A 21,495-nucleotide genomic window follows, 5' to 3' on the forward strand; every position below is an offset into this window, starting at 1 on the left:
CATCGGCCACCTCGTCACAACCATCGAACCAGCCGAATGTTCAAACTACTTCGAAAGCGCCGGATACGCTTCCGTCAAAACCTGAAAGGCTCTAGGTTTTTCGAATTTGACGTTTGAAACGGCATCTCATTCAGTCGGGATTCAAACGTCAAATTCAATCCACTAGGTTTGCCGCATGTGCCTCCTCCAGAATTTACGCCGACGCAGATGTCCCGTCGAACTCAGTGATTGACTGGTATTGAAGTATGGTAGTAGGTAAGTGGCAGGGAGGACGATCATGAAAGCGATTCAGGCTCATCGGCTGGAGCAGAGCAGCGCCGTCGGACCGCAACTCCATCGTCTGCTGCTGGACCAGATTATCCGCGGCGAGATCGCCCCTGGTGCGCGTATCTCGGAGACCGAGATCGCAAGTGCATGGTCTGTCTCGCGCCAGCCCGTGCGTGAAGCCTTCATCAAGCTGGCGGAAGAAGGGCTGGTGGAAGTCCGCCCGCAGCGGGGCACCTATGTCACACTGATCTCGGTTCCAGCCGTGATGACCGCCCGCTTTATCCGCGAGGCGGTCGAGGCGGACATGGTGCGCCTGGTGGCCGAGACCGCCGATGCTTCCGCCATCGCACAACTGGACCGGCACATCGCCGAGCAGCGTGCCTTGGGGCCAAACGATTCGGGTGAAGACTTCATGCGGGCCGATGAGGATTTCCACCGCTGCCTGGCAGAACTCGCAAAGCAGGCTGCGGTCGCCGATCACCTTGAAGTGCTGAAGATTCAAATGAATCGTGTGCGTCATATCAGCAGCCGGCAATTCTCGCGGCAGCGTCTCATTGCCCAACATGCGGAGGTGGTGGAGGCGATCCGCGCCCACGATCCGTCGCGGGCAGTGGAAGCCATGCGCCTGCACCTGCGCGAGATCGTTGCCGACTTGCCGGAAATCATTGCAGGCCATCCCCACTTATTCGAGGGGGATCTCGGAACCACGCAGCCATGACCGGGCCTGCTGGCATGTCGTCTTCCGCCGCCGTCCTTGCTCCGAACGGACTGGCCGCGCAGGATTGGGCTGACTGGTTCTGGAAAGGGTTTCTTCCTTGCTGGCTGCACCGGGTGCAGGACCCGCAGGGCGGGGTCTTCGATCATCTGGACGCCAATGCGAATTCCGATCTCGCCGCGCCCAAGACCGTTCTGACGCAGGCCCGGACGTTGTTTGCCCTATCGCATCTGGCGCTTGCGTCCGGCGATCCGTCTCTGGTCGAGGCCGCTCGCCGACAGGCCGAGTTTCTTCCCCGGTTCCGCAAGCCTTCGGGACTTTACCGCCGCGCCCTTGGCCGCGATGGCACGGCGACCGGGATATTCGGGGACGAACTGGCCCGCAGCTATGACCAGAGTTTCGTCATTCTTGCGCTGGCGACCTGGAATCGGCTGTTGCCGCAAAAGGACACGGAAGCCGAGATCGAGGCTTGCTGGCTCGCTCTCACCGGAACGCTGACCGATCCCGCAACCGGGCTTTTGCGCAATGACGACAGCAGCGAGGCATCGCCCCTGCCCGCGCAGAACCCGCACATGCACCTGTACGAAGCCTGCCTTCAGGCTTACGAGATGACCGAAAACCCGGTCTGGCAGGCGCGGGCGGCCCGGCTGCGGCAGCACGCCCTGCATCATTTTCTCGACCGGGACAGCGGCAGCATTGCAGAATTTCTTGCACCCGACCTTTCCACCCTGCCTGGGGCTGACGGACAACGACGCGAACCGGGACATCAGTGGGAATGGGCCTGGCTGCTGAACCGGGAGGTCGCGCTGGGCGGTGATCCTGTGCTGCGCATCACCGCCGCGCGCCTGCAAGCTTTCGCGGACCGTTACGGATTTGCCGGCGCCGGACCGTTGCAAGGCGCGGTCATCGATGCAGTCACACCGCAGGGCGGGGTTGCCGGTGACGACCTTCTGCTCTGGCCGCAGACCGAAGCGATCAAGGCGCTGGCTCAATCCCACATGACCGGCGATCCAGATGCCGGGGAACGCGCCCGTGCCCTGCTTTGCCTCATGTTCGAAGGCTGGTTTGCCGGAAGGCCGGTCTTTGCAAGCCGGCTGGATGTCGGGGGACACAGCCTTTGGCCCGAGGCGCTGACGCGACTTTTCTACCATATTGTGCTGGCGCTTGCCGAGGGCGCGCTAGCAGGACTTTGGCCGGGAATTCCCCGGCATCGCACGACATGAAAAAGGGAGGAACCATCATGTTCAAGATCAAGTTGCTCGGCCTTGCGGCCATTTTGCTTGCCTCGACGGCAGGGACTGCGCTGGCGGAGGTGAAACTGGCGCTCTCCACTTCGCAGAACGCCAGCGATCCGCTGGCCATCGCGATGGAAGACGCAGCCAAGGCCATTGGCGAGCGCAGCAAGGGTGAGATCGCAGTGACGGTCTATCCGTCCTCGCAGCTGGGCTCCGACAATGATGTGCTTGAACAGATCCGCAACGGCGCCGCGATCGCGGTTCTGGTCGATGCGGGGCGACTGGCGCCGTTCAAGAAGGAACTCGGCATCCTGTCGGCGCCTTATCTGGTCAATGACTGGACGGAATATGCCGCGATCACCACCTCCGAGCCCTATAAGCAATGGGTCGAGGACCTTGCGGCCTCCTCTGGCCTGCGCCTGCTGAACTACAACTGGTTCCAGGGCACCCGACAGATGTTCACCAAATCGCCGGTGACGGGGCCTGTCGATCTGAAGGGCGTGCGCGTGCGCACGATCGACGCGCCGGGCTGGCTGGCCACGGTGAACGCGATGGGCGCCACCGCAGTGCCGATGGCATGGTCCGAGGTGTATTCGGCGCTGCAACTCGGAGCGCTGGACGGGGCCGAAGCCCAGCTGACCGGCGCCTATGGCATCAAGCTGCACGAAGTGACGGGGAACCTCGCCTTCACCAATCACGTCCAGCTGCTGACCGGTTTGACCACCTCGGAGGAGTGGTTCAAGAGCCTGACCCCGGAACAGCAGACCATCGTCACCGAAGAACTGGCCAAGGCGGGCGATGCAGCCTCGGCCGCGACGGTCAAGAAGGGCGAGGAGGTGCTGAAGGAAATGAAGGACGGCGGTCTTGTGGTTTCCGAGGTGAACCCGGACGACTTCAGGGCCCTGACGGACGGTGTTTATGCCGCGTTGGGTCTTGAAGAGGCGCGCGCCGCGCTTCAGCCCTATATCGACGCAGCTCGGAAATGATCGCGGCGCGGGGCGGTGCCGGATCGCCCGCCCCGCACCCCTTTGAACAGCGGCGGAGAAAATGATGTTCAAGCTATGGGATCGTTTGGAAGAGATTCTGGCGGTGATGTGCCTGGCCGGCACCGTGCTTGCGGTGCTGGTGGGCGCGGTGGGACGGTCCATCGGCCACCCTTTCCCCGCAGGTCCGGAGATCGCGCAGCTGCTGTTGATCTGGACCTGTATGTTCGGCGCCGACCTGATGCTGACGCGCGGCCAGCATATCCGTATCTCGGCCTTGCCCGACGCCTTGTCCGCCAACGGTCGGCGCGTGCTTCATCTGGTCTGCGTGGTCTGTATCCTGGGCTTTCTTGGCTATTGCGGCTGGCTGGGCTGGAAACTGGCCATGTCGAACTGGGCACGCGAGATGGGCGCTTCGGGGCTGTCCTATGGCTGGGTCACGCTGGCCTTTCCTGTCGGCTGCGCGCTGATGATCGTCTCGATGGTCCGGCGCCTCGCCACACACGGGCTGCTCTATGCCATCGAACCTGAAACCCGCGATCAGGAGCAACTGCTGTGATCTCGTTCCTGCTTCTTTGCCTCGCGCTCGGCTTCATGGTGATCGGCATGCCGGTATCATTCGCCATCGGCGTGGCCAGTCTCGTCTATTTCCTGCTGCCTTCGACCTTCATGCCGGACGCGACCGCGGTCCAGCGCATCATCGCATCCAGCCAGTCCTTCCCGCTGCTGGCCGTGCCGCTGTTCATTCTGGTCGGGCATCTGATGAACGGGTCCGGCATCACGCCGCGAATGATGGCGCTGGCCTCGGTGCTGGCCGGATGGATGCGGGGCGGCATCGCCCAGGTCAGCCTGATACTGTCCGCCCTGATGGGGGGCATTTCCGGTTCCGCAGTTGCCGATGCGGCAATGCAATCCCGCATCCTGGGCCAACCCATGATCAAGGAAGGCTATTCCAGGGGCTTCACCGCAGCGCTTCTGTCTGTCGGCGGGCTGATCACGGCGACCATTCCCCCCAGCCTGGGTCTGATCCTTTACGGATTCCTGGGTGAAGTTTCCATCGGTCGGCTGTTCGTTGCCGGCATCATGCCCGGTATCCTGCTGACCATCGCGCTGATGCTGACGACGGGCCTGATCTCCAGGCGCCGCGACTACAAGCCGGTCAGCGCGCGGCCGCCGACGTTTTCCGAGGTGATCGCCGCCGTCAAGTCCAGCTTCTGGGCCATCCTTTTCCCGGTCTGGCTGATCGTCGGCATCCGTTTCGGCATCTTTACCCCTTCCGAAGCCGGCGCCTTCGCCGTGGCCTACGCACTGGTCGTGGGAGTGCTGATCTATCGTGAGTTGAGCTTTGCCGCAATTGTAGACGCGCTGCTGCATTCGGTGCGCGACATCGGCATGATCATGTTCATCATCCTGCTGTCGGGGGCTTTCGGCTACGTCATCACCTTCGAGCGCGTGCCGCAGACCCTGGCTGAACTGGCGCTTGGCCTGTTCTCGTCCAAGGTGGCGTTGCTGTTCACGATCTCGGCCTTTCTGCTGGTGTTCGGTATGCTGGTGGAGGCGACGGTGATCGTCATGCTGCTGACGCCGATCCTGGTTCCGGTCATCACCGCAGCCGGGGTCGATCCGGTTCATTTCGGCTTGATCATGATGACGCTGGTGACCTTTGGCGGCATGACGCCGCCGGTGGGGGTCTCGATGTTTACCGTCTGCGGCATCCTGAACTGCTCCTACAAGGAATACACCATGGAACTTGTCCCGCTGGCACTGGCGGTTCTGGCCGTCACCGTCATCATGATCGTCTTTCCTCAATCGGTGATGTTCCTGCCCGACATGATGATGGGACACTGACATGCTTCTGCATCCTGACCGCCTGTTTCCTGCCGACCCCGCCACCCGATCCATCGCGCGCGATCTGTATCGAGGGATTGCCGATGCGCCCATCGTCTCGCCCCACGGGCATACCGATCCGCGATGGTGGGGCGAAAATCCCGCCTTCGCAAACCCGGCCGAACTGTTCGTCATCCCCGACCACTATGTGGTGCGAATGCTGATCAGTCAGGGCGTATCCTATGAGGAACTGGGTATCGGCAAGGGCGCGCAGACCGACGCGCGCGCCATCTGGCGCAGCTTTGCGGCGCAATACCACCTGTTCCGGGGCACGCCATCCCGGCTCTGGCTGGATCATGCGCTCTCCGAGGTGTTCGGCCTGTCCGAGCGTCTTTCTGCGGCCAATGCCGATGCACACTATGACGCCATCGCTGAAAAACTGGCCGATCCGGCCTATCGTCCCCGCGCGCTCTATGAACGTTTCGGGATCGAGGTCATCGCCACCACCGATTCCGCGCTGGACGACCTGCGCTGGCACCGCCTGGCGCGGGAAAGCGGCTGGAAGGGCCGTGTCGTCCCGACCTATCGCCCTGACGCCGTCATTGATCCCGATAGCGAAGGTTTCTCGCGGAATCTCGACCGGCTGGCCGAGATCAGCGGCTGCGATACCGGGCGCTGGCAGGGCTATCTGGACGCGCATCGCGACCGGCGCGCATTCTTCCGCAGCATGGGCGCCACGGCCACCGATCACGGCCATCCCACGCCGCAGACCGCAGACCTGCCCGGACCTGAGGCAGCACGCCTGTTCGACCGCATACGCTCGGGCAAGGCCACGCCGGCCGAGGCCGAACTGTTCCGTGCGCAGATGCTGACGGAAATGGCGCGTATGTCGGTCGAGGACGGTTTGGTGATGCAGCTTCATCCCGGCGTCTCGCGCAGTCATAGCCCCACGGTGCTGGCGCGTTATGGCCGCGATAACGGTTTCGACATGCCGGTGCAGGTCGATTTCACTGCGGCGCTGAAGCCGTTGCTCGACGCCGTGGGAATGGATCCGCGCCTGCGGCTGATCCTGTTCACTCTGGACGAGACCACCTATTCACGCGAACTGGCGCCGCTTGCCGGAGCCTATCCTTCGCTGCGGCTGGGACCGCCATGGTGGTTCAACGACAGTTTCGAGGGTATCCGCCGCTTTCGGGAGCAGGCGACCGAGACGGCAGGGTTCATGAATACTGTTGGCTTCAATGACGATACCCGCGCGCTGTGTTCGATCCCGGCACGCCATGACGTCAGCCGTCGCGCCGATTCCGCCTTCCTCGCGGAACTGGTGACGTCGCACAGGTTGGACGAGGATGAAGCGCATGAACTGGCAATACTTCTGGCGGGGGGCCTTGCGCGCGAGGGTTACCGTCTCTGAGGCGGAAGCGCGAAGGAAGGAGTGAAAATTCTATCCGCCAGGCTTTCAGGCGTGGCATGTCGGATGGAATTTTCACTCGACTCGAATAGACCGGAACGGCTCCGAAACAACCTGGCAATAACAAATCGGCAGCTTCAGCCGAGCACGATCGACGTGAAATCCGCTATGCTGGCAAATCGTGCTGCGCGGACCTTGCCATATTTGCTCTCGTCAACGACCAGATGTTTTTCGACGGCGCGCTGCATGGCCATTTGCTTGATTGGCACTTCGTGAAAGTGTGAGCAGGTCACACCATGCTGCTCATCGACTCCTCCTGCTGAGAGGAAAGCTTTATTGATGTTGATTCGCTTCAGAACATCGATCGCCTCGTCACCGGAAAAGGATGCTGCCTCCGGGTGATAGAGCCCCCCCAGAACGATGAGACGGACATCGCTGCGCTGGGACAGTATTTCCGCGATGTTGAGAGCATAACAAACAACGGTAATATGCTGGTTCTGCGGTATATGGTGAGCAAGATGGGGCATTGTCGTGCCGCAGTCGATGAAGACCGTATCATGAGGCTCGATCAAAGCCGCAGCGGCTGCGCAGGCCTGCGCCTTGGCACTGGCATGACTGTCTTTCTCGAAGTCGAAAACATAATCGCTGCCGCTCGAACCGTCCTGCGCGGGAATAATGTAACCACCCAAACAATTGAGTCTGCCGGCATCTCCACCGATGTCGCGGCGGATCGTCATTTCCGAAACGCCAAGCCGCATGGCCGCATCGCGCAGGCGCATCACGCCAATCTCGTCCACCAGCGCTGCCAGTTCGGCGATACGTTCTTCTTTCCGGCTGATTCTGCTCACGCGGCCCCCATTCTGTCGCCGTTCGTTCACCCGTTTATACATCGGTTACATTTCGCGCAATCATGATCGTCCGATCTTGACAGGTCGAGGAAAAATATGAAACGATCCGAACATAATGATTGGATTGTAACATTATAATTCGCATTATCGGGAGGATAAGACAACAGGTTTGTGCGCGCTGGATCGGGAAAGACCGACGGCGACAGGCGGAAGGTCGGATTTGTCGATCGGGAATCGGCAAATGGAGGAGAGCGCTGACGCAACCCATACCGTTTCAAAGGCTGCGGGCGCAGAAGACAGCTTACTGGCTCATTTCAGGATCACATATCCTGGAGCCGGGTTTCTCAGGGAGGAAAGACCATTGAAAAAATTTCTAGCATCCGTGGCGATAGCCATGACCGTGGCCATTCCGCATGCTTTTGCGGAAGGCGTCGTTGACACATCGAAGATCAACAAGGAACTGATCACCACCGCCAGCGACAAGAAATACACCATCGCAACCGTCGTGAAGGTGGACGGCATTGCCTGGTTCGACCGGATGCGCGACGGCGTCGACCAGTTCAAGGCCGATACCGGCAATGACGTGTGGATGGTCGGCCCCAGCCAGGCAGATGCTGCCGCGCAGGTTCAGATAGTCGAAAACCTTATCGCCCAGGGCGTTGACGCCATTGCCATCGTGCCATTCTCCGTCGAAGCGGTTGAACCGGTTCTGAAGAAAGCGCGCGACCGCGGCATCGTGGTCATCAGCCACGAAGCATCCAACATCCAGAACGTCGATTACGATATCGAAGCCTTTGACAACAAGGCCTACGGCGCGAACCTCATGAAGGAACTCGGCAAGTCGATGGGGGGCAAGGGCAAATATGTCACGACCGTTGGCAGCCTGACCTCCAAGTCGCAGATGGAATGGATCGACGGTGCCGTTGAATACCAGAAGGCCAATTTCCCCGAAATGGAAGAAGCGACCGGCCGTCTTGAAACCTATGACGACGCCAACACCGACTACAACAAGCTCAAGGAAGCGATGACCGCCTATCCGGACATCAAGGGCATTCTCGGTGCGCCAATGCCGACCTCCGCCGGAGCCGGACGCCTGATCGCCGAAGGCGGGCTTAAGGGCAAGGTCTTTTTCGCAGGCACGGGCCTGGTCTCGGTCGCCGGCGAATATCTGAAAAACGACGATATCCAGTACATCCAGTTCTGGGACCCTGCCGTTGCAGGCTACGCCATGAACATGCTGGCCGTCGCCGCACTTGAGAAGAAGAACGACCAGATCAAGGCCGGTCTCAATCTGGGCCTGCCCGGCTATGAAAGCCTGTTGGCGCCGGACGCTGCCAAACCGAACCTGCTTTATGGCGCAGGCTGGGTCGGCGTGACCAAGGAAAACATGGATAAGTACGACTTCTGATATCCATGGCTGCCTCTGACGGGAGGGGTTCCTGCCCCTCCCGCCGGACAAATCGCATTCCAGCCTTGCACGAGGCCATCATGAGTGAAAACTTGATCGAACTGCGCCATATCGGAAAACGCTTCGGCGGCGTCAGGGCGCTGGACGACGTTTCCTTTGCCATCAAGCCCGGCGAAATCCACTGCCTCGCAGGTGAGAACGGCTCCGGTAAATCCACTATTATTAAAGTCATGTCGGGCGTCTACACGCCGGAAGACGGCGAGATACTGATCGACGGCAAGTCCGTTGGCAAACTCAATCCCGTCAAATCGGTTCAACACGGCATTCAGGTGATCTATCAGGATTTCTCGTTGTTCGGGAACCTGACGGTTGCCGAAAATCTGGCAATCAATACGTTTCTCATCGAAGGCCGCAAGGGCGTCGACTGGAAACGCGTGCGCGAACTGGCGCAGAAAGCGCTGGACCGGCTCGGCGTCAGCATCGACCTTGACGCGGATGTGGACAGCCTGCCGACATCGGGCAAGCAGATTGTGGCGATTGCGCGCGCCGTCATGGCTGACGCCCGCCTGATCATCATGGACGAACCGACCACCGCACTGACACGGCATGAAGTCGATGCGCTGTTCAGGATCGTGCGCGATATTCAGGCACAGGGCATCGCCGTGCTCTTCGTCAGCCACAAGATGCGCGAGATGCTGGAGATCAGTGAAAGACTGACTGTCTTTCGCAATGGAAAGAAAGTCGCCGAAGGTCCGATTTCCGATTTCGACGAGCCGTCGATCACCCGCGCCATGACAGGCCAGGAACTTACATCGGACCATTATCACTGGGGCCCGCGTGACGGCGCTTCCACCAATCCGACGCTTGAAATCAGGAACCTTACGGTGCCCGGCTCGGTGGAAAATGCCAGCCTTGCTCTCAATGCGGGCGAGATCGTCGGCATATCGGGACTGATCGGCTCCGGCCGCACGGAACTGGCACTTGCGCTCTTCGGCATGAAGCCGGATTTCACGGGCACCGTTCGCATTGAAGGCAAGCAAGTGCACCCCAAAACCGTACAGGAGGGGATTGACTGCGGCATCGCCTATGTACCGGAAGACCGTCTGACGGAAGGCCTGTTCCTGACGCAATCGATCGAGCGCAACATCATTGTCACATCGATCGAGAAATTCGTGCGTGGTTTCTTCATCGACCGCAAGAAAGCCGATGCCACCACCCGCGAGATGTTTTCAGCAATGCACATCGTCGCTCCCGGTCCGCATACGCCGGTCAATCACCTGTCGGGCGGCAATGCGCAGCGCGTGGTGCTGGCGCGCTGGCTGCTGACGGGCGCGAAAGTGCTGATCCTCAATGGACCAACCGTCGGTGTCGACGTTGGCTCCAAGGCGCAGATCCACAATATCATTCGCAAGCTTGCGCGCGATGAAGGTCTTGCTGTCCTGATGATTTCCGACGATGTGCCGGAGCTGGTGCAGAACTGCAATCGTGTGCTGGTGATGCATCGCGGACGTTTCGTCGACGAGCTTTCCGGCGAAACCATGACCGAAGATGCCGTCAATGACCGGCTCAAGACGCTGAATTGAGGAACCGGCACATGAAATTCTTTCGCAGTACCGAATTCATCATTGCCTGCGTTCTGTTCGCAGCCATGGTCATGATCGGCCTCATCAATCCGGCTTTCTGGTCGCTGGACAATATCTTCGGGCTTCTGCGCTCCAATGTCGTGATCGGCATCATGGCGCTCGGCGTTCTGCTGGTGATGATTTCCGGCGGCATCGATGTTTCCTTCACGGCCTTTGCCATCGCGGCCATGTATCTGACCGTCCGCGCGATGGTCTATCTCGGCTATGACGGGGTGTTCATCCCGTTCGTGGCGGCAACGCTGATCGGCCTGCTGCTTGGCGCGTTCAACGGTTTCACCATCCATCGTTTCAAGATGATCCCGCTGATCGTGACACTCGGCACCGGTTCCATCGTTCGAGGGCTTGTGCTGGGCCTGGTCGGCACGAGCACCGTCAACATCAACAAGATGCCGAAGGAACTGATCGAATTCGGCAAGACGGATGTGATCTCGCTGACATCGGCCTCCGGCACGACGTTCGGGCTGACCGCAATGTTTCTCGTCTATCTGGCGCTGGCTCTGCTGATCCACCTGATCCTCAATCATACGATGATGGGGCGCAGCGTTTATGCATATGGCGGCTCGCCGGAAGCGGCAAAACGCGTTGGTTTCAATACGCGCCGTACGATCTTCTTCGTTTATTGCGTGGCCGGAGCGCTCGCCGGTTTCGCGGGCCTTCTGCATTCCTCGATGATCTGGCTTGCCAATCCGCGCGATTTCGTCGGGCTCGAGTTGGACGTGATCGCAGCCGTGGTTCTGGGCGGCGCCTCGATCTTCGGCGGACGCGGCACGGTTCTCGGCACGCTGATGGGGGTCTTCATGCTCGTCATGGTCAAGAATTCGCTCATCATCATGAAGGTGGACACGACATGGCAGCGTGTCGTGGTGGGGCTCATCATCATCGTCGCCACAGCCATCACCGCATGGCGTGACCGCAAACACATCGCCTGAAGGGAGAACGCGACATGAAACAGTCTTTCGACATGCGCCGTATCCTTGGCGGCGATAACAACATCATCCAGCTCATCGTCATTACCGTGCTGGTCTTTGCGCTGATGACCTGGATGAACCCGGACAAGTTCCTGCGCTATTACAACTTCGAATCCATCAGCTACATCATGCCGGAGCTGGGCATCCTCTCGGTCGCCATGATGATTGCCATGCTCACGGGCGGCATCGATCTTTCAGTGGTGGGCATCGCCAATCTGGCGGGCATCGTAGCCGGGGTTTATTTCCATTCTTCCATGGTGCAGGCGGCACAGGCTTCCGGTTCGGGAATGCTGTTTTATACCGTCGTGGGCATATTGCTCGCCCTGCTGGTCGGACTGGTATCGGGATTGGTCAACGGCCTGTTGATAGCCAAGCTGCGCATCACGCCAATCCTTGCCACACTTGGCACCGGACAGGTGTTGATGGGGCTTGCCCTGGTTCTAACCGGCGGACCTGCCATCGTCGGTTTTCCCGATGCGTGGAACTGGATCGGCAACGGCAAGATGTTCGGCATTGCTGCTCCATTCCTGCTGTTCATCGCAATATGCATCGTCGTGGCCATTCTCCTGACACGCACGACACTCGGCATCAATCTCATGCTGATCGGCACCAATCCGCGCGCAGCCGTCTTTGCCGGTATCCGCAAGGATCGCATGATCCTCTATTCCTATATGCTCACCGGCGTGCTTGCCTCCATAGCCGGGATCATCCTTTCGGGCCGCACCAACGCCGCCAAGTCGGACTATGGCGCATCCTATCTGCTACAGGCAGTCCTCATTGCCGTTCTCGGGGGCACCAATCCGGCAGGCGGAAAGGGACGTGTGCTGGGCATCGCCATCGCGCTGATTGCTCTGATGCTGCTTTCCTCCGGCTTCCAGATGATGCGGTTTTCCAACCACCTCATCGATTTTATCTGGGGCGCTTTCCTCATTCTCGTCATCGCGATCAACGCATCGCACAGTCAGGGCAGGTGATCCCTTATGCAGGACATTGAATTTCATCTTCGCCGTCAGGATTTTGTCCAACAGCCGCATGTCATCGCCAATACCTACGGTCTCAGCGTTACGGCCTTTCGTTATCCAAGCGGTATCGAGGCGCTGCTCGTCGAGAACGAACGCGGCAATATCATCGTGCTGCCCTTCATGGGGCAGATGGTCTGGGGGGCGGAATTCGACGGCATCGATCTGACCATGGGCAACAGCTTCTCCATGCCACGCCCGGCAACGACCATCGTCGAGACCTATGGCTGCTTTGCGTTCCATAGCGGTATCCTGCGCAATGGCTGTCCCTCCCCTGAGGACAACCATCTTCTGCATGGCGAAATGGCTTGCGCAAAGATGGACAAGGCCGGTCTTCTGTTCGGCCATGACGAGCGCGGCGCCTTCGTCGAGATCACCGGCGAATATGAATATGTGATGGGTTTCGGCGCGCATTATCTGGCACGGCCAAGCGTGCGGCTTCACGCCGATGAAACGCTCTTCGACATCACCATGGACGTCGAGAACCTTTCATCCGCTCCGATGGAGCTGATGTATATGTGCCACGTCAATTTTGCTTACGCGGAAGATGGGCGGATTGTGCAGCCGGTGCCTTACACGCCGGAGCACGTGCAAGTGCGGACCGCCGTTCCCGGCCACGTTACGCCCAACGATGAATACCTGTCGCTGATCGATGAACTGGCCACCGATCCAGCCGCGATGGAAGTGCTGGACGAACCGGAGCGTTACGATCCCGAGCAGGTTTTCTATATTCGCGGACTGCCGAAAGATACCGATGGCAACACGCATCTGATGATGCGGCTTCCAGAAGGCGACGGTTTTGGCATTTCGTACCCGACCGAAATCTTCCCCAAGACCGTACGCTGGATTCTTGTGAACGGGGATTCCCAGGTTGCAGCCTTTGCCCTGCCCTCGACCTGCGAGCCGGAGGGCTATCTGGCGGAAAAGGCCAAGAACAATGTGCAGGTACTGGCATCGGGAGAGCGCGCCGTTTTCCCTGTGCGCGTCGGCTATCTCGATACGGCAGCCGCCGAGCAGTTCGAAACAGGAATCCGTTCACTCCAGACCGCCTGAATTTGAAGGAAATACCCCATGACGAAGAAAATCGGTGTGGTCGGCTCCAACATGGTGGATCTCATCACCTATGTGAACCGTATGCCCGGCCCCGGCGAAACGCTGGAAGCGCCGACATTTGAGATCGGCTGCGGCGGCAAGGGCGCCAATCAGGCCGTGGCCGCCGCGCGCCTTGGCGCGGACGTGCTGATGGTCACCCGTGTGGGCGACGACATTTTCGCCGACAACACCATCAGCAATCTGAACCAGTTCGGCGTCGATACGCGTCATGTGCGCAAAGTTCCTGGTAAATCGAGCGGCGTAGCACCCATCTTTGTCGAACCATCGGGCGAAAACTCGATCCTGATCGTCAAGGGAGCCAACGCCGATCTTCTGCCCGCCGAAGTCGACAGGGCCGCCGATGATTTGAAAAGCTGCGGCCTCATCCTGATGCAGATGGAAGTGCCGGTCGAGACCGTCTACCACACCATCGCTTTCGCCGCCGAAAACGGCATCGAAACAATTCTGAACCCGGCCCCGGCCGCCGCCGATCTTGACCCCGAGTTGATCCGTCAGGTGACTTTTCTCGTGCCGAACGAGAGCGAGCTGGCGATCCTCTCCGGCTTGCCTACCGGCACAGACGATGAAATCGTCACAGCCGCACGTTCTCTCATCGCGCGCGGCATCCGCACCGTCATCGTCACGCTCGGCGGACGCGGCGCGCGCATGATTACCGCGAGCGAAATCGTCAATATTCCGCCGGTCAAGGTCACGCCGAAGGACACGACCGGCGCGGGCGACGCATTTATCGGCTCCTTCGCCCGCTTTTACGCAGAAACCGGCAATGTGGAAGCATCGCTTCGCAAAGCAGCGCTTTATGCGGCCCATTCCATCACCCGGCCCGGCACACAGAAAGCCTATGCCAGTTGGGAAGAATTCGAAACGTTCTGCCGCGATCACGCTCCCTCGACCCAACACGCCTGATCGCCCCTGAACGTGGCTGAACCTATGAACGGACAATGAAATGACCGAAGCCCTCCCCCGCAATAACGGGACATCGCTCAAGCCTGAATGGTTTGAGGACGTGTCTGTCAATCGCAGCGCTTCCGAACGTCGCGCCGCCACGATCAGCGCCCGCCGTTCGGTGAAAAAGGAATATCAGGCCGCGTGGCTCATCCGCGCCATCCAGTGCATCGACCTCACCACGCTTGCGGGTGACGACACGGCGGGCCGCGTGCGCCGGCTCTGCGCCAAGGCGCGCCGCCCGGTGCGCGAGGATATTCTGGAAGCGCTCGGCCTTGCAGATGCAGGCATTACCACCGGCGCGGTCTGCGTCTATCCGACCATGGTGCCGCATGCCGTGAAGGCGCTCGAAGGTTCCGGCATCCCGGTCGCCTCCGTTGCAACCGGCTTTCCCGCCGGACTGGCCCCATTGCCGCTTCGCCTTGCCGAAATCACCTATGCCGTCGAACAGGGTGCACGCGAAATCGATATCGTGATTACCCGTGAGCATGTGCTGACACAGAACTGGTCAGCCCTCTACGACGAGATTGCCGCGATGCGAGAGGTCTGTGGGAATGCTCATATGAAGGCAATCCTCGCCACCGGCGATCTCAACACGCTGACCAATGTCTATCGCGCCTCGATGGTAGCGATGCAGGCAGGTTCCGATTTCATCAAAACCTCAACGGGCAAGGAAGACGTCAACGCCACCTTGCCGGTGAGCCTGACCATGATACGGGCGCTGCGCGATTACGGCGAGCTTTCCGGTCAAAGCGTCGGCTTCAAACCTGCGGGTGGCCTCAAGACCGCCAAGGACGCGCTCGCCTGGCTCACGCTGATGAAGGAAGAGCTCGGCAATCGCTGGCTGGAACCCGATCTGTTCCGCATCGGCGCAAGCTCGCTTCTCGGCGATATCGAACGGCAATTGGAACACTTCGTGACCGGACGCTACTCCGCCGCCAACCGTCACGCTGCTGCTTAAATTTGGAATTTCGCATTCTCCTACGCAAAACGGCTTCGCACTTTTGCTGGAAATGCACGTAAGGAAAATTTGAAATGCGACCCATCAAGGACATCCTGAAGACCATGGAATATGGACCTTCCCCCGAAGCAAACGGCGATGTGAACCTGTGGCTGGAACAGCATGGCCGTTCTTTCGGTCACTATATCAACGGGACCTTTGTCAAACCGGAAGGCCGCAAGGCGATTGCCGTAGCCAATCCGGCCAATGGCGACAAGCTCGCTGAAATCACCTGCGGCAATGCGGAAGATGTCGATCAGGCAGTAAAGGCCGCTCGTGCGGCTTTCGGCAAATGGTCCAAACTGTCAGCCTATGAGCGCGCCAAGTATCTCTATGCCATCGCGCGCCACATCCAGAAGCGCGAGCGCTTTCTGGCCGTGCTGGAAACCATGGACAATGGCAAGCCGATCCGCGAAACCCGCGACATCGACATTCCACTCGCCGCCCGCCATTTCTATCATCACGCGGGCTGGGCCGAGATGGTGGAAGACGAGTTCAGGGGCTTTTCGCCGGTCGGTGTCTGCGGTCAGGTCATTCCGTGGAATTTCCCGCTTCTCATGCTTGCCTGGAAAATCGCCCCGGCATTGGCCGCCGGTAACACAGTTGTTCTGAAGCCCGCGGACCTCACGCCACTTTCGGCCATCGCCTTCGCTGAAATCTGCCATGAAGTCGGCCTGCCCGCAGGTGTCGTCAACATCGTGCAGGGAGACGGAACCACCGGCGCTGAAATCTGCGGCCATGACGGCGTGGACAAGGTGGCCTTCACCGGCTCGACACAGGTTGGCCGCGTCATTCGCAAGCAGATCGCCGGCTCGGGCAAGAAGCTGTCGCTTGAACTTGGCGGCAAGTCGCCCTTCATCGTTTTCGAAGATGCCGATCTCGATGCTGCTGTCGAAGGCGTCGTCGATGCGATCTGGTTCAATCAGGGCGAAGTGTGCTGCGCCGGTTCGCGCCTGCTCGTGCAGGAAGGCATCGCCGATCGTTTCTATGCCAAGCTCAGAAAACGCCTCGAGACAATGCGCGTTGGCGACCCGCTCGACAAATCCACCGATGTCGGGGCCATCGTTTCGCCGGGTCAGGTAAAGCGCATTTCCGATCTGATCCAGAAGGGTCTCGAGGAAGGCGGCGATCTTTGGCAGACGCCGAACCCGCTGCCCGCGAAGGGCAATTATATCGCTCCCGGCTTTTTCACCGAAGTGGACCAGGCATCGACCGTCTGTCAGGTGGAAATCTTCGGGCCGATTGCGGCGGCGACGACCTTCCGCACTCCGGACGAAGCCGTCTCGCTCGCCAATAACACGCGCTACGGGCTCGCGGCCTCGATCTGGTCCGAGAACATCAATGTTGCGCTTGACCTTGCTGCCCGGGTGAAAGCCGGTGTTGTCTGGATCAACTGCACCAATATGCTGGATGCAGGTGCCGGTTTCGGTGGCTATCGCGAAAGCGGGTTCGGTCGCGAAGGCGCACGCGAAGGCATGTACGAATATCTCGTCTCCGATTGGGAAAAGGCGCTCTCCTCGACCAAAGTTGCGGAAGCCTTCGTGCCATCGGCTTCGCCCTCCGGCGATGACAAGATCGCTATCGACGGTATCGACCGGACGATGAAGAACTATATCGGCGGCAAGCAGGCCCGTCCCGACGGCGGCTACAGCTATTCGGTCATCGGCAAGGGTGGCGCTGTCATCGGCCAGGCTGGTATCGGCAACCGCAAGGACATTCGCAATGCGGTGGAAGCTGCGAGCAAGGCTGGAAGCTGGGGCGCAGCCACGGCCCATAACCGGGCACAGGTGCTCTATTATCTCGGCGAGAATCTCGATGCGCGCCGCGCGGATTTCGTGGAACGGCTGGTTGAAAGCACCGGCCTAGCTGAGAAAAAGGCGGACGAAGAATTTGAAGCCTCATTGCGCCGCATATTCTATTATGCCGCGCAGGCCGACAAGTTCGACGGAGCGGTTCATTCCACCAAGTCGCGCCATGTCACGCTGGCAATGAACGAACCGTGGGGCGTGATGGGCATTGTCTGTCCCGATGAAGCACCACTTCTCTCACTTGTTTCGCTCGTGCTTCCAGCCGTTGCCATGGGCAACCGGACGGTGGTCGTGCCATCCACCCGTCATCCGATGATCGCGGGAGATTTCTATCAGGTGCTCGACACATCCGACCTGCCGGGCGGTGTGATCAATATCGTCACCGGCGAACGTGACCTTCTGACGAAGACACTTGCCGAACATGATGACGTTGCCACGATCTGGTATTTTGGCTCGCGCGAAGGCAGCGCCGTGGTCGAACAGGCTTCCGCGGGGAATCTTAAAGCCACATGGGTCAATAACGGACGTTCGCCCAACTGGATGAACAATGCCGAAGCACAGGGACGGGATTATCTTCGTCGCGCGATACAGGTGAAGAATATCTGGATTCCTTACGGAGCCTGAGTACCCAAACGAAAATTTGCGACCGGCACAAGCCCCATGGAAGCCTAAAAAAAACAACGCCAATCAGCAGACTCGGCCTGACTGCGGACAACCTCTTGAGGCTCCACAGCCGGAGAAATCTCGTCGCGATTAGATGACGGGCATATGCAATTCCTTCCAATTTATTGTTGACTTTTTTTGTCAATTTTATAGTGGAGTCCCGCACTCCAATTTTAGCGCATCGAGGGGAACCGCTGCGCAATCTCATCTGAGGGAACCTTATGCCTGTTCATTCGCGTATTGGCCGATTGCACGTCGCGCTTTCCTGCTCCGCCTTGCTTGCTTCCACCGCTGCCGTCACCGCTCAGGAAAACGGGCAGCCGCTGGTTCTCGATACCGTGACCATCCAGTCCGAAAGCAACGAGATTCTCGTGCAGGATGGCTATGTCGCCAAGAAAGACCGCATTGGCACCAAGGTCGATACGGATCTCGTCAAAATTCCCCAGGCGATATCGGTCATCACGCAGGATCAGATGGAAGACCAGAAGCCGATCACGCTCAACGATGCGCTGAGCTATACGGCAAGCGCCAACCCGAATAATTTCGGCTTCGACACGCGTTATGACGCTTTCAACCTGCGCGGCTTTCCTGCCTATTACAACGGAATGTTCCGCGACGGCCTGCGCATCATCAACGGCCCTTCCGCCTGGCTGAAAACCGAGCCCTATGGTGTGGAAGGCATTACCGTCCTCAAGGGGCCGGCTTCGTCGCTCTACGGCGTCAGCGGCCCCGGCGGTATCGTCAACGTTGTCACGAAGCGTCCGAAGGAAGACGATTTCAGGGAAGCGGAGCTGCTCTTCGGCAGCCATAACCGCTATCAGGCGGCGTTCGATGTCTCGGGGCCTGCCAATGACGAAAAGACCTTCCTTTACCGGATCACTGGCCTCGGCCGCGTCAGCAACACGGAACTGCCCGGCTATCCTGACGACAAATATTACATCGCTCCTGCCTTAACCCTGAAGCCCGACGAAGACACGAAATTCACCGTTCTGGGCGAACTGTCGCGTTCAGTCACAGGAGGCACCGCCGCCTTTTACAACCCGTCTTATGGCGAGGTTTCCGACATTTACGAGGGCGACCCCAATTACAATGATTTCGTGCAGAAACAAGGTCGTATCGGCTATGAGTTCGAGCATCGCTTCAACGACCTCCTGACCGTGCGCCAGAACCTGCGCTACAGCAAGGTCGATGCCGATCTGGAATATAGCGGCCATTATTCGATCGGTCTCGATCAGCCACTACAGCGCTATTGGGGACATTATACGGAAAAGATGGACAACTTCGTTGTCGATACGATGGCGCAGTTCGACTTCGAAACCGGCTCCCTCACCCACAAGGCCATTGCAGGCATCGACTATGCGCGTTCCGACTACGACGCCTATAGCGGCCTGTCCTACGTTTCGGCCAACGATATGCGCGCCCAGCAGGCTCCGTTCAGTGGCGGTCAGAAGATGAACCAGATCGGCGTTTACGCACATGATCAGGTGGAGTGGGATGATTTCATCCTGTTCGGCAGCGGCCGCTACGACTGGGTGGACACCAGGACGACAGACACGTCCTTCATCGAAACCAGACAGAAGGATAGCGGCTTTTCCGGTCGTGTCGGCCTCGCTTATCGCACCGAATGGGGCATCATTCCCTATGTGAACTATTCGACCTCGTTCTCGCCCAATATCGGCTTTGTCTATGACGATGTGATGAGCGACGACAAGCATGTGGCCAACCCGACCATCGGTCGGCAGAAGGAAATCGGCGTCAAATACGAAATCCCCGGTTATAACGCCGTGATCAGCGCCGCGTTTTTCGACATCGACCAGAAGGATGGCATCGTTCTCGATGCTTCGTCCGGCATCAACAAGCAGCGTCAGCTCGATCTCAATTCGCGCGGCTTCGAGCTTGAAGCCAACGCCACGCTGGATAACGGGATCGGCCTTATCGCGTCCTATACCCATCTGCGCGTCAAGATCGAGGATGGCGCGAGTGGGACGGTCGGAAACGAATTGTCCGGCACGCCCAATGACGTGTTCTCGATCTGGGGCAATTACAAGATCGAAAACGGCGCTCTGGCAGGTCTCGGCCTGGGCTCCGGCATTCGTTATGTCAGTTCCAGCTACGGCGATGACCAGAACAGCTTTAAGAACGACTCGCGCGTGATGGTCGATGCCGCCGTTTCCTACGATTTTGGTTATCGCAATCCCAAGCTCGATGGCGTTCTTTTGCAAATCAACGCAAAGAACATCTTCGACAATCGCGATCCTGTCTGCACGGCGGGCTATTGCTACCAGCAGGAAGGCCGTCAGGTCTTCGGTAGCCTGCGTTATCGCTTCTGATCGCTATCATGACACGATCAACCGGCATTTCCTCTCCGGCTGGCATTCTGGCCACCATCGGTGGCCTCTATGTCGCCCAAAGCGTGATCGGCAGCATCACATGGACTGGCTTGCCCGCGATCATGCGCGACAGTGGCGTCCCACTCGACCGGATCGGTCTGGTCTCACTGGTGATCCTGCCATGGGCGCTCAAATTTCTCTGGGCGCCTGCCGTGGAGCGCTTCCGCTTGCCTCGCACGGGAGCAACCCGCACAGCCACGATCATTCTTGGCGGCGGGTTGGTCTCTGTGTTGGGTCTTCTGACTGTGAGCCTGATCGACCCGGCGCAGATTTATCCGCTTCTGGGCATTCTCATGGTTGTTGCGGTTGCCGTCGCCACCATGGACATCGCCTGCGACGGCTATGCGGTGCAAAGCCTGTCGGAAGAAAATTATGGCTGGGGCAATGCCGCTCAGGTCGGTGGCGCCTATCTGGGTTCGGCCATTGGTGCGGGACTTTTCCTCGTTCTGGTCGGCAAGTTCGACTGGCGCATCGCCATATGGATTATGGCCGTCATTCTGGTGCTTCTCGGCCTGCCCTTCGCGCTCTTTGCACGCAGGCCAGTCCCTATGGAAGTGCGTCCGCATGTTCCCTCGCTCGCATCAGCCTTGCGTCGCAGGGAGATCAGACGCGGTCTGGCCGCCGCCGCGGTCTATGTCATCGCGCAGAAGACAGGTCTTGCCATGCTTGGCCCGTTCCTGATCGATACGGGCCTCGATCTTACCACCGTTGGCCTGCTTAATGGCGCGGGCAGCATGATCGTCGGCCTTGCAGCCGCCCTTGCGGGAGGCGGTCTTGTCCGTATTTTCGGTGTACGCAGGGTTCTGGTGGCCGCACTGCTACTACAGGCGCTGTGTTTCCTGTTTTTCGCCCAGCATACGCTTGGCGAAAAACATGCGAGCGGAATGCTGGTCGCGCTGTCGATTGTCAGTTCGTCGGGCGTGGTGGCGCTCGGCTTCGTGGCGCTTTATGCGCAGTTCATGCGCTGGTCCGATCCACGACAGGCGGGCGTGGATTTCACGCTGTTCCAATGCATGGACGCAGCTGTCAGCATGGCCGGGGGCGTGGCGGCTGGCTATGCCGCCGAGTATTTCGGCTATGGCCCTTTCTTTGCCGGGGTCGGATGCCTGGCGCTTATCGCCGTGCCGTTCATGTGGTGGCTTTGCAGCCCGCAACCTGTAGCGCTCCGGGCGAGCTGACTGCGGCCCTCTTCGGATGCACCTGGTGGGCTGACAATTTCGCGACGTCAGAACAGCGAAAACGGACGTTCAGACCA

General features: G+C 59.4%; 17 protein-coding genes. 16 read left to right on the plus strand and 1 reads right to left on the minus strand.

The features are described from left to right. Positions 1-277 precede the first annotated feature (277 nt). The 6 genes from FHS76_RS20785 to uxaC all read left to right on the plus strand — a co-directional run bounded on the left by FHS76_RS20785 (position 278) and on the right by uxaC (position 6,441). Positions 278-985 (plus strand): GntR family transcriptional regulator, encoded by a 708-nt coding sequence (locus FHS76_RS20785; RefSeq protein WP_183657601.1) that lies wholly within the window; start codon positions 278-280, stop codon positions 983-985. Next, on the plus strand, positions 982-2,205 hold the full coding sequence (locus FHS76_RS20790; RefSeq protein ID WP_183657603.1) for an AGE family epimerase/isomerase: 1,224 nt from the start codon (positions 982-984) through the stop codon (positions 2,203-2,205). The genes FHS76_RS20785 and FHS76_RS20790 overlap by 4 nt, the downstream gene beginning before the upstream one ends. After that, positions 2,202-3,203, plus strand: a complete 1,002-nt coding sequence (locus tag FHS76_RS20795; protein WP_183657606.1) for a C4-dicarboxylate TRAP transporter substrate-binding protein — start codon at positions 2,202-2,204, stop codon at positions 3,201-3,203. Before FHS76_RS20790 ends, FHS76_RS20795 begins: the two co-directional genes overlap by 4 nt. 61 nt (positions 3,204-3,264) lie before the next feature. Further along, positions 3,265-3,759 (plus strand): TRAP transporter small permease, encoded by a 495-nt coding sequence (locus FHS76_RS20800; protein WP_183657610.1) that lies wholly within the window; start codon positions 3,265-3,267, stop codon positions 3,757-3,759. After that, complete coding sequence (locus FHS76_RS20805) at positions 3,756-5,048, plus strand: TRAP transporter large permease (RefSeq protein WP_183657613.1); 1,293 nt, start codon at positions 3,756-3,758, stop codon at positions 5,046-5,048. Before FHS76_RS20800 ends, FHS76_RS20805 begins: the two co-directional genes overlap by 4 nt. Position 5,049: 1 nt before the next feature. Continuing rightward, positions 5,050-6,441: a glucuronate isomerase gene (uxaC, locus tag FHS76_RS20810; protein WP_183657631.1), complete on the plus strand. Its 1,392-nt coding sequence runs from the start codon at positions 5,050-5,052 to the stop codon at positions 6,439-6,441. A gap of 134 nt (positions 6,442-6,575) precedes the next feature. Here the strand turns inward: uxaC and FHS76_RS20815 are convergent, their stop codons facing one another. Beyond that, entirely contained in the window at positions 6,576-7,286 is a 711-nt protein-coding gene (locus tag FHS76_RS20815; RefSeq protein WP_183657634.1) for a DeoR/GlpR family DNA-binding transcription regulator, read from the minus strand. A gap of 361 nt (positions 7,287-7,647) precedes the next feature. Between FHS76_RS20815 and FHS76_RS20820 the strand changes: the two genes are divergently transcribed. The 10 genes from FHS76_RS20820 to FHS76_RS20865 all read left to right on the plus strand — a co-directional run bounded on the left by FHS76_RS20820 (position 7,648) and on the right by FHS76_RS20865 (position 21,418). Next, complete coding sequence (locus FHS76_RS20820; RefSeq protein WP_183657637.1) at positions 7,648-8,694, plus strand: autoinducer 2 ABC transporter substrate-binding protein; 1,047 nt, start codon at positions 7,648-7,650, stop codon at positions 8,692-8,694. Positions 8,695-8,774: 80 nt separating this feature from the next. Next, positions 8,775-10,277 (plus strand): sugar ABC transporter ATP-binding protein, encoded by a 1,503-nt coding sequence (locus FHS76_RS20825; protein ID WP_183657640.1) that lies wholly within the window; start codon positions 8,775-8,777, stop codon positions 10,275-10,277. 11 nt (positions 10,278-10,288) lie between these two features. Further along, positions 10,289-11,266 (plus strand): ABC transporter permease, encoded by a 978-nt coding sequence (locus FHS76_RS20830; RefSeq protein ID WP_183657643.1) that lies wholly within the window; start codon positions 10,289-10,291, stop codon positions 11,264-11,266. 14 nt (positions 11,267-11,280) lie between these two features. Then, positions 11,281-12,279 carry an ABC transporter permease gene (locus FHS76_RS20835; protein WP_183657646.1) on the plus strand — a complete coding sequence of 333 codons (999 nt, stop codon included), beginning with the start codon at positions 11,281-11,283 and terminating at the stop codon, positions 12,277-12,279. A 6-nt stretch (positions 12,280-12,285) separates the two neighbouring features. Continuing rightward, on the plus strand, positions 12,286-13,377 hold the full coding sequence (locus tag FHS76_RS20840; RefSeq protein ID WP_183657649.1) for an aldose 1-epimerase family protein: 1,092 nt from the start codon (positions 12,286-12,288) through the stop codon (positions 13,375-13,377). 18 nt (positions 13,378-13,395) lie between these two features. Beyond that, a complete protein-coding gene (gene rbsK / locus FHS76_RS20845; RefSeq protein WP_183657652.1) occupies positions 13,396-14,340 on the plus strand; it encodes a ribokinase in 945 nt (314 codons plus the stop codon). Between the two features lie 40 nt (positions 14,341-14,380). Continuing rightward, positions 14,381-15,340, plus strand: a complete 960-nt coding sequence (gene deoC, locus FHS76_RS20850; protein WP_183657655.1) for a deoxyribose-phosphate aldolase — start codon at positions 14,381-14,383, stop codon at positions 15,338-15,340. Between the two features lie 74 nt (positions 15,341-15,414). Then, positions 15,415-17,811: an aldehyde dehydrogenase family protein gene (locus tag FHS76_RS20855; protein ID WP_183657658.1), complete on the plus strand. Its 2,397-nt coding sequence runs from the start codon at positions 15,415-15,417 to the stop codon at positions 17,809-17,811. 260 nt (positions 17,812-18,071) lie between these two features. Beyond that, positions 18,072-20,180, plus strand: a complete 2,109-nt coding sequence (locus FHS76_RS20860; RefSeq protein ID WP_183657660.1) for a TonB-dependent siderophore receptor — start codon at positions 18,072-18,074, stop codon at positions 20,178-20,180. An 8-nt stretch (positions 20,181-20,188) separates the two neighbouring features. After that, a complete protein-coding gene (locus FHS76_RS20865) occupies positions 20,189-21,418 on the plus strand; it encodes an MFS transporter (RefSeq protein WP_183657663.1) in 1,230 nt (409 codons plus the stop codon). The last annotated feature ends 77 nt before the right edge of the window (positions 21,419-21,495 follow it).

This window comes from Brucella daejeonensis (assembly GCF_014199265.1).
Classification (GTDB): Bacteria; Pseudomonadota; Alphaproteobacteria; order Rhizobiales; family Rhizobiaceae; genus Brucella; species Brucella daejeonensis.